Raw genomic sequence first — 8672 nt, forward strand, 5'->3', positions numbered from 1 at the left:
CCGCACGACACCGACAATCGCCGTACACGTGTACGGCACGGCGTCGGTGAGCCGCTCAGACCGCCCGATTGCGCCGCTTCGCCAGCTCGTCGGACGGATTGTCGCCGACCAGGGTCTCGCCGGTGTCCACCCGCTCCCCGTGCATCTGGGACAGCGAACTCTCCACGTCCCGCCAGACCACGCCCACGGCGATGCCGAAGACCCCCTGGCCCCCCTGGAGCAGATCCACCACCTCGTCGGGCGAGGTGCACTCGTAGACCGTGGCACCGTCGCTCATCAGCGTCATCCTGGCCAGTTCCGTCGGCCCGACGGAGCGCAGGTGCCGTACCGCCGTCCGGATGTTCTGGAGCGAGACGCCGGTGTCCAGCAGCCGCTTCACTATCTTCAGGACGACGACGTCCCGGAAGCTGTAGAGCCGCTGCGTGCCGGAGCCGTAGGCGGGGCGGACGCTGGGCTCCACCAGGCCGGTACGGGCCCAGTAGTCGAGCTGGCGGTAGGTGATGCCGGTCGCGGCGCACGCGGTGGGCCCGCGGTAGCCGATCTGCTCGGGCGGTACGTCCTGTGCCGCCCCGCCGCTGCCCGCGTCAGCGGTGGCGCGCGCCAGTGCCCCCTGGGTCGGATACGGGCCGCCGGTCGCCAGACCGTCGCCGGTGCTTCTCACGCCGCCCTCCGTCCCTTCGCGTCCCGGGGCCGCGTGCACGTGCCATCGGGACTTTCCTCTCCGAAGGTAGGCAGTCGCCAGGGGTGCGTCAACGATCGCCACACTCGGCACGCCGAGTGATATTCACCCCACGAGTGGTTTGGCGTGTCCCCGTATCGGGAACGGCTCACTGGTTGCTCGTGCCGAAGTCCTCTGGCGAGATCTGGTCGAGGAACTCGCGGAACTTCTCCACCTCGTCCTCCTGCTCGTCCGGGATCGCGATCCCGGCGTCGTCGAGCACCCCGTCACTGCCGTAGATCGGCGTCCCGGTGCGCAGCGCGAGGGCTATGGCGTCGGACGGGCGGGCACTGACCTCCACGCCGCTGGCGAACACCAGCTCGGCGTAGAAGACGCCTTCGCGCAGGTCGGTGATACGGACCTCGGTCAGCGTCTGTCCGACCGCTTCGAGTACGTCCTTGAAGAGGTCATGCGTGAGCGGTCGCGCAGGCGTCATGCCCTGCTGCGCGAAAGCGATGGCCGTCGCCTCTCCCGGCCCGATCCAGATGGGCAGGTACCGGTCGCCTCCCACTTCACGCAGGAGCACGATCGGTTGATTGGAGGGCATTTCGACCCGGACACCCACAACGTCGAGCTCGTTCACACAGCAACCCTAGGACGTGCCTGCCGGGTTTGGGTAGTCGGGCACCCCCTGGGCCGGACTTCGGCGGCTTCGTGAAACCCGGCACAAAGTCGGCACGGGCCCGTGGGAGACCGGTGAAAAGCCCGTACCCGCCCCGAACCGGCGCCTTTACAAGGCGTGGGAAAAACCGAAAAACCGCTCAGAGGAGCTTGACCCGCAGCGAGGACTGCACCATCGCCGCGTGCAGCCGAACGGAGAGCGCGGCCAGCTCGCGCGCGGTGACCTCGGCGTGGGTGCGCGTCTGCGGATTGCGGTGCCGCCGCAGCGGCGCCACGACCTGCTCCACCAGACCCGCCTCCCGGTCCGCAGCGGCCTTCACCGCCCGCAAATGGCGCGGTTCGAGCCCGAAACGGCCGAGGTCGACGATGAGCCGCCCGATGTTCACCGTGTCGGCGTCGTATCCGCCGTCCCGGCCCGCCTCGACCAGGCCGTAGGACTCCCACTGGTCCAGTTCCTCGCCGTCGGCCCCGGTGGCGGCCAGCAGCTCCGTACGGCCGATCCGCAGCTCCGCGGGCGCCTGGGGCTCGATGGCGGCCTCCTGGGCCTCCCTGGACTCCGCGGGACCCGGCAGCGCCACGTGCTCGCCTCGGTCGAGCGCGTCCAGGTGCTCCCTGATCACCCGCAGCGGCAGGTAGTGGTCGCGCTGCACGCGCAGGATGTAGGCGAGCCGCTCGACGTCACGGGCCGCGAACTTGCGGTATCCGGACGGGGTGCGCTGCGGCTCCACCAGGCCCTCGGCCTCCAGGAAACGGATCTTGGAGATGGTGACCTCGGGGAACTCGTCCTGGAGCTGCCCCAGGACGGCGCCGATGCTCAACAGCGCGCTGTCGGCGGTGGCGGTGCCGTCTCCGGCACCGCCCTGCGTTCTCGGCATGAACACCTTCCCTGGGGTCCCCCGGACCGGGTCCGGGGGAAAAGAGCTAGATCCCCCGCTGGCTCGCGTAGAAGACCAACCTGTACTTGCCGATCTGAACCTCGTCACCGTTGGCCAGCGGCACCGCGTCGATGCGCTCCCGGTTGACGTACGTGCCGTTGAGGCTGCCGACGTCGGAGACGGTGAAGCCGCCGTCCGGGCCGCGGCGGAACTCCACATGGCGACGGGAGACCGTGACGTCGTCCAGGAAGATGTCGCTCTGCGGGTGGCGGCCGGCCGTGGTCAGCTCACCGTCCAGCAGGAAGCGGCTGCCCGAGTTCGGCCCCCGTCGCACGATCAGCAGCGCGGAGCCCATCGGCAGGGCGTCCACGGCCGACTGCGCCTCGGAGGAGAGCGACGGCGTCACATGCTGGCCGGTGACCTCCGCCTCGTACGCCTCAAGACCCGAGATGGAGATCGTGGAGGTGGTCTCGGACGCGCGTTCCTGCCCGGCCCCTGAACCGCGCAGCGGCGCACCGCAGTTGTTGCAGAAGCGGCTCGCCTCCGCGTTCGTGTGCCCGCACCTCGTACAAACCGGCAAGCCGAACCCTCCACCCGGGGTTGAGGTTGATGGTTCCCCGAAACCTATGCGGGGGGACGAGGCAGGGTCAACAGGCGCCACGCCGGGGCCACCGGAAAAGTCGCCGCCGCCTTGCTGGTCCTCGTGCCGGAACAGTGGGCGGTCGCCGGACTGGCTCTCCTCCCCGGTGTTCCGCGGAGCACGGTGGCGCGCCGTCGCCGGGTCACCCGACTGCCGCGCGCTCTTGCCGAAAAACTTCCCAAACAACTTCACGGGCGATTCCCCTTGAAAGAAACAGACCCGCCCGTGGGGCAGGACGAACCCTCGCTACACACAGTTTCCACCACACAGCACCCCACAGATGCCCCGACCCCCCGCCTCACTGGGATGACGACCGAGCGTAGTCAGGCTGCTTCGACGGCCGCAAGGCGGACACAACGATCTTCTGCGACCTGACGACATCGGCCGTGGCCTGCTCCTTCTCCAGCGTCTGCACGACCCCGCCCGGGATGTTCAGGGCGGGCTCCAGATCCTGCGGATTTCCGATCACCTTGAACTCGTACGGCTGGGACACTTTGTGGCCGTCGATGAGCACACCGTCCGTACCCTCCGTGAAGTACGTGTCGGCGACGACCCGGACATCGTTGATCTGGATCGCCTCCGCACCGGCTGCCCGGAGTTCCTGGAGGGTGTCCAGGAGCGAGTCGGCCTGGACACCGCCCTTGGGGTCGGTGATCCTCAGCGTGATACCCGGTCCCTGGGCGGCCACCGTGCCCGCCAGGATGCCGAGCTGCTGCGCCTTGGCCCGGGTCTGCTTGAGCGCCTCCGCGGCCTGGTTGGAGCTGGTCTCCAGCTCCGACCGCTGGCTCTCCAGACCCCGCTTCTCGTCCTCGAGCCGCTGGGTGCGGTTGTCCAGCTCGGTCAGGATGCGGACCAGGTCCTCCTTGCGCGCGCCGCGCAGTGCCCCGCCGCTGTCGCTCGTGGAGCTGACCTGGATCGCCAGCCCGAGACCGAGGACGAACAGCAGGACGGCCACGGTGAGCTGGGCGCGTGACAGCCGCGGCGGCCACAGCCCCGCGACCAGGCGCTGCCGCCCGGTGACCGGCGGCGCGGCGTGCTCCGGCTCATGGGCGTGCGCGGCGTGGGCGGGCTCGTGATCGTGCGCGGCGTGGGCCGGGCCGTGCTGCTGGCGGTCCTGCCCGTCGTCCGCGGGCTCGTTGTGCTCGTCGCTCATACCGTCGTCACGCCCGGAAGACGTGGCGGCGGATGGCCGCCGCGTTGGAGAAGATCCGGATGCCGAGGACGACCACGACGCCGGTGGAGAGCTGCGCGCCCACCCCGAGCTTGTCGCCGAGGAAGACGATCAGCGCCGCCACCACCACGTTGGACAGGAAGGAGACCACGAAAACCTTGTCGTCGAAGATCCCGTCCAGCATCGCCCGCAGGCCGCCGAAGACCGCGTCGAGAGCCGCGACGACGGCGATCGGCAGATACGGCTCGACCCCGGTCGGCACCACGGGACGGACCACGAGCCCGACCACGACTCCCACGACGAGGCCCAGTACGGCGATCACTTCGAACCCTTCCCTGTTGTGGCGGAGTCCGCCTTCTGCTGGCCGGGGACCGGCTTGGCATACCGCACGATCAGGCTGGGCGCGGCGGCCAGGTGCAGCTCGCCCTGGACGGAGATGCTCGCGCGGATGCCGTAGTTCTGCTCCAGGACGTGCAGGTACTGACCGTCCGCACTGTCCTGGAATGCCGCGCTCAACCGCTCCCCGTCCCCGATCGCCAGCACCGTGTACGGCGGCGCCAGCGGCTTGTTGTCGACCAGTATGGCGTCACCGGCGGCCCGGATGGCGGACAGTGCGGTGAGCCGTTGGCCGTTGACGGTGATCGCCTCGGCTCCCGAGGACCACAGCCCGTTCACCACGCGCTGCATGTCGCGGTCCCGGACCCTGCCTGTGTCGGAGAAGCCGCTGCTCTCCCGCGGGCCGCCTGTGCCGCCTTCTGACGCCTCCTTGGCGTCGTCCACGACCAGCTTTACGCCGGGACCGTCCACCGGAGTCGCGCCCGACAGCAGCTCGACCAGCGCGCTGCTGTCGCCGCCGTGGTCCTCCAGCGCGGCCCGCTGCTCGGCGGCCACGGTGTCGCGCAGGCTGTCCACACTGCTCTGGAGCTTGTCGGCACTGTCGGTCTCGGTCTTCACCTGGTCGATGAGCTTCTGCCGCTCCTTGGCTTCGGTGGGCGCGGCCACCCGCGTCTGGGCCGCGCCCACCGTGACCACGATGGCGGCGAGTACGAGACCCGCGGCCAGGCCCAGCTTTCCGCTGAGCCGCTTGGGCAGCCTGGAGGTGCCGACCTCGCCGCGGCGCGCGGCGGCCTCCGCGTACCCGTCGTCGAGACTGTGCTCCATGACGTTGGTGAGCAACGACATCGAGGCGTCAGGACGCCGCCGGGCAGCCCCGGGGACGGGGCTGCTCCGATCGGGTTGCTGCTGCGGCATGCCGCACATCGTCGCACGTCGGGGCCGCCACACTCGAATGGCCCCCTCGCGGCGCGCCGTTCGGCCGGAGGATCAGCGCCCGGCGCTCTCCACGACCTCCGCCCACTCGTCGAGCAGTGCCTGCGCGGACGTGTCGTCGGGCCCTTCGGCCCACAGATGCGTGACGGCCTCCGCCGGGTCGGGCAGCACCATCACCCAGCGGCCGTCCGCCTCGACCACGCGCACGCCGTCGGTGGTGTCCACCGAGCGGTCGCCCGCCGACTCCACCACGCGCCGCATCACGGAACCCTTGACGGCCCACGGTGTCGGCACGTCCCGCTTGATGACATGAGCGCGCGGGATACGGGCGTCGATCTGGCTGAGCGTGAGCTGCGTACGCGCCACCAGTCCGATCAGCCGCACGAAGGCGGCCGATCCGTCGAAGACGCTGCTGAACTCCGGAATGATGAAGCCGCCGCGCCCGTCGCCGCCGAAGATGGTGCCCTCGGCCCTGCCGACCCTGGTCAGGTCGTCGGGCGACGTCATCGTCCACTCGACCTGGGTGCCGTGGTAGGCGGCGACCTGCTCGCCGATCCGGGTCGTGGTCACGGGCAGCGCCACCCGGCCGCTGCGGCGCTCGGCCGCGACGAGGTCGAGCATGACGAGCAGCGCCCGGTCGTCCTCGATGATCCGGCCCCGCTCGTCGACGAGGGACAGCCGCTCACCTACCGGGTCGAACCGCACGCCGAAGGCGGCTCGCGCCGAGGCGACGATCTCACCGAGGCGTACGAGTCCGGCCCGCCGGCTCTCGGTGGTCTCGGTCGGACGGGCCTCGTCCAGACCGGGGTTGACGGTGAGCGCGTCCACGCCGAGCCGTCCGAGGAGGCTGGGCAGGACGAGCCCGGCACTGCCGTTGGCCGCGTCGACCACGACCTTCAGACCGGCGTCGGCGATCCCGGAGATGTCGACGGCCCGCAGCAGCGCGCCGGTGTAGGAGTCGAAGACCGTGGCGGGGAACCGCAGGTCTCCGATCTCGCCGGGGAACGCTCTGCGGTACTCCTGACGGGCGAAGACCCGGTCCAGCTTCCGCTGCCCGGCCGCGGACAGGTCCGCGCCCCGCTCGTCGAAGAACATGATGTCCAGCGAGTCCGGCCGTCCGGGTGACGTCCGGATCATGATGCCGCCCGCGCTGCCGCGGGCGGTCTGCTGCCGCGCCACGGGCATCGGCACGTTCTCCAGATCGCGCACGTCGATCGCGCTGGTCTGGAGCGCGGAGATCACCGCCCGCTTGAGCGCACGCGCACCACGTGAGTGGTCACGCGCGGTGGTGACCGTCGCGCCCTTCTTCAACGTGGTCGCGTACGCGCCCGCCAGCCGTACGGCCAACTCGGGGGTGATCTCGACGTTCAGAATGCCGGACACCCCGCGGGCACCGAACAGATGCGCCTGCCCGCGCGACTCCCAGATGACCGAGGTGTTGACGAAGGCGCCGGCCTCGATCGTCTTGAACGGATAGACGCGTACGTTGCCGGCGATGTTCGATTCCTCGCCGATCAGGCACTCGTCGCCGATGACCGCGCCGTCATCGATCCGCGCGGCCCGCATCACATCGGTGTTCTTGCCGATGACGCAGCCGCGCAGATTGGTCTGCGGGCCGATGTAGACATTGTCGTGGATGACGGCCTTGTGCAGGAAAGCGCCTGTTTTCACGACCACATTGGAGCCGATGACGCTGTGCTCGCGAATCTCGGCGCCCGCCTCGACCTTGGCGTAGTCGCCGATGAAGAGCGGGCCGCGCAGGATGGCGTCGTGATGCACCTCGGCGCCTTCCGCCACCCACACGCCGGGGGAGATCTCGAAGCCGTCGATATCGACGTCGACCTTGCCCTCGAGCACGTCGGCCTGGGCCTTCACGTAGCTCTCGTGCGTGCCGACGTCCTCCCAGTAACCCTCGGCGATGAAGCCGTAGACGGGCTTGCCTTCCTTCATGAGCTGCGGGAAGACATCGCCCGACCAGTCGACGGACACGTCGGCCTGGACGTAGTCGAAGACCTCGGGCTCCATCACGTAAATGCCGGTGTTCACCGTGTCGGAGAACACCTGGCCCCAGGTGGGCTTCTCCAGGAAGCGTTCCACCTTGCCTTCGTCGTCGACGATGGTGATGCCGAATTCGAGAGGATTGGGGACCCGGGTCAGACAGACCGTGACCATGGCTCCCTTCTCCTTGTGGAATTCGATCAGTTCGGTGAGATCGAAGTCCGTCAGGGCATCACCGGAGATCACGAGGAAGGAGTCGTCCTTCAACGCCTCTTCGGCGTTCTTGACGCTTCCGGCCGTCCCCAGCGGCTTCTCCTCGTTGGCGTAGGTGAGCTCCATTCCAAATTCTTCGCCGTCCCCGAAATAGTTCTTCACCAGGGAGGCAAGGAACTGGACAGTCACCACCGTCTCAGTGAGTCCATGCCGCTTGAGCAGTGTCAGAACATGCTGCATGATCGGGCGATTCACCACTGGCAGCAGAGGTTTGGGCATGCTCGAGGTCATTGGGCGAAGGCGAGTGCCTTCACCGCCGGCCATGACAACCGCCTTCATGTCGGAACGTCCTCCTCGTGACTCAGTCAGCCGTGGTGTCCGCCCGCACAAGTCGGCGGACCTGCACCACATAGAGGATCCCTGCCCACCAGTACAGGGTTGTACCCCAACCTGCGAACGCCCAGCCGAAAATAGACGCCAGTGTCGCAAGCCATCCGCTTCCGTCGCTCAGGAGGAGCAGCGGAAAGGCGTACATGAGGTTGAAGGTAGCCGCTTTCCCGATGAAGTTCACCTGGGGAGGTCCGTACCCATGCCTCCGGAGAATCAGCAGCATCACCGCCATCACGGCCTCACGGGCGAGCAGCAGGACCGTTACCCACAGTGGGAGGATGTCGCGCCATGTGAGACCTACCAGCGTGGACAGTACAAACAGCCGGTCGGCCGCGGGATCGAGGACCCGGCCGAGACTGCTGACCTGATTCCACCGCCGGGCCAGCTTGCCGTCCAGATAGTCACTGATGCCGCTCAGGGCGAGTACGAGCAGCGCCCAGCCGTCAGCCTTCGGGCCGCCGAACTCGGGCCACAGAATCAGCCACAGGAACACGGGTACGCCCACCAGGCGGGCCATACTCAGGATGTTGGGGATCGTGAAGATCCGATCCGTTTGCACCCTTGTCTCCTGGACCTCCACCGGGGCCCCTCCTGTATGTATGTCCTGACGTTTCCGGCCAGACTCTACCGCAGACGCAAAAGAGGCCCGGCGTCGGATCCTAAGATCCGAGGCCGGGCCTCTTCCATAAAGATTGTTCGGCGGTGTCCTACTCTCCCACAGGGTCCCCCCTGCAGTACCATCGGCGCTGAAAGGCTTAGCTTCCGGGTTCGGAATGT

9 protein-coding genes and 1 rRNA gene are annotated in these 8672 nt (G+C 68.5%); all 10 read right to left on the bottom strand.

From position 1 onward, the window contains the following. Positions 1–55: 55 nt before the first annotated feature. A complete protein-coding gene (locus ACFZBB_RS34165) occupies positions 56–604 on the bottom strand; it encodes a MerR family transcriptional regulator (protein ID WP_391130959.1) in 549 nt (182 codons plus the stop codon). A gap of 223 nt (positions 605–827) precedes the next feature. Next, entirely contained in the window at positions 828–1301 is a 474-nt protein-coding gene (locus ACFZBB_RS34170) for a bifunctional nuclease family protein (protein ID WP_031518684.1), read from the bottom strand. A gap of 178 nt (positions 1302–1479) precedes the next feature. Continuing rightward, entirely contained in the window at positions 1480–2214 is a 735-nt protein-coding gene (locus tag ACFZBB_RS34175) for a MerR family transcriptional regulator (RefSeq protein WP_391130946.1), read from the bottom strand. A gap of 46 nt (positions 2215–2260) precedes the next feature. Beyond that, complete coding sequence (locus ACFZBB_RS34180) at positions 2261–2794, bottom strand: FHA domain-containing protein (RefSeq protein ID WP_317452800.1); 534 nt, start codon at positions 2792–2794, stop codon at positions 2261–2263. 358 nt (positions 2795–3152) lie between these two features. Next, complete coding sequence (locus ACFZBB_RS34185) at positions 3153–4007, bottom strand: DUF881 domain-containing protein (RefSeq protein ID WP_391130950.1); 855 nt, start codon at positions 4005–4007, stop codon at positions 3153–3155. 7 nt (positions 4008–4014) lie between these two features. Further along, positions 4015–4347 (bottom strand): small basic family protein, encoded by a 333-nt coding sequence (locus ACFZBB_RS34190; protein ID WP_033175851.1) that lies wholly within the window; start codon positions 4345–4347, stop codon positions 4015–4017. After that, a complete protein-coding gene (locus tag ACFZBB_RS34195; protein WP_391130953.1) occupies positions 4344–5285 on the bottom strand; it encodes a DUF881 domain-containing protein in 942 nt (313 codons plus the stop codon). Before ACFZBB_RS34195 ends, ACFZBB_RS34190 begins: the two co-directional genes overlap by 4 nt. 63 nt (positions 5286–5348) lie before the next feature. Then, positions 5349–7844 (bottom strand): sugar phosphate nucleotidyltransferase, encoded by a 2496-nt coding sequence (locus ACFZBB_RS34200; RefSeq protein ID WP_391130955.1) that lies wholly within the window; start codon positions 7842–7844, stop codon positions 5349–5351. Positions 7845–7866: 22 nt separating this feature from the next. Beyond that, a complete protein-coding gene (locus ACFZBB_RS34205) occupies positions 7867–8475 on the bottom strand; it encodes a CDP-alcohol phosphatidyltransferase family protein (RefSeq protein ID WP_355335745.1) in 609 nt (202 codons plus the stop codon). 114 nt (positions 8476–8589) lie between these two features. Then, a 5S ribosomal RNA gene (gene rrf, locus ACFZBB_RS34210) occupies positions 8590–8672 on the bottom strand; the annotation flags it as partial.

The organism is Streptomyces sp. NPDC008139 (assembly GCF_042957025.1).
GTDB lineage: Bacteria > Actinomycetota > Actinomycetes > Streptomycetales > Streptomycetaceae > Actinacidiphila.

Coding starts and splice junctions, on each gene's coding strand:
- ACFZBB_RS34175 (WP_391130946.1), bottom strand. CDS start 2,214: ATGCCGAGAACGCAGGGCGGTGCCGGAGACGGCACCGCCACCGCCGAC.
- ACFZBB_RS34185 (WP_391130950.1), bottom strand. CDS start 4,007: ATGAGCGACGAGCACAACGAGCCCGCGGACGACGGGCAGGACCGCCAG.
- ACFZBB_RS34195 (WP_391130953.1), bottom strand. CDS start 5,285: ATGTGCGGCATGCCGCAGCAGCAACCCGATCGGAGCAGCCCCGTCCCC.
- ACFZBB_RS34200 (WP_391130955.1), bottom strand. CDS start 7,844: ATGAAGGCGGTTGTCATGGCCGGCGGTGAAGGCACTCGCCTTCGCCCA.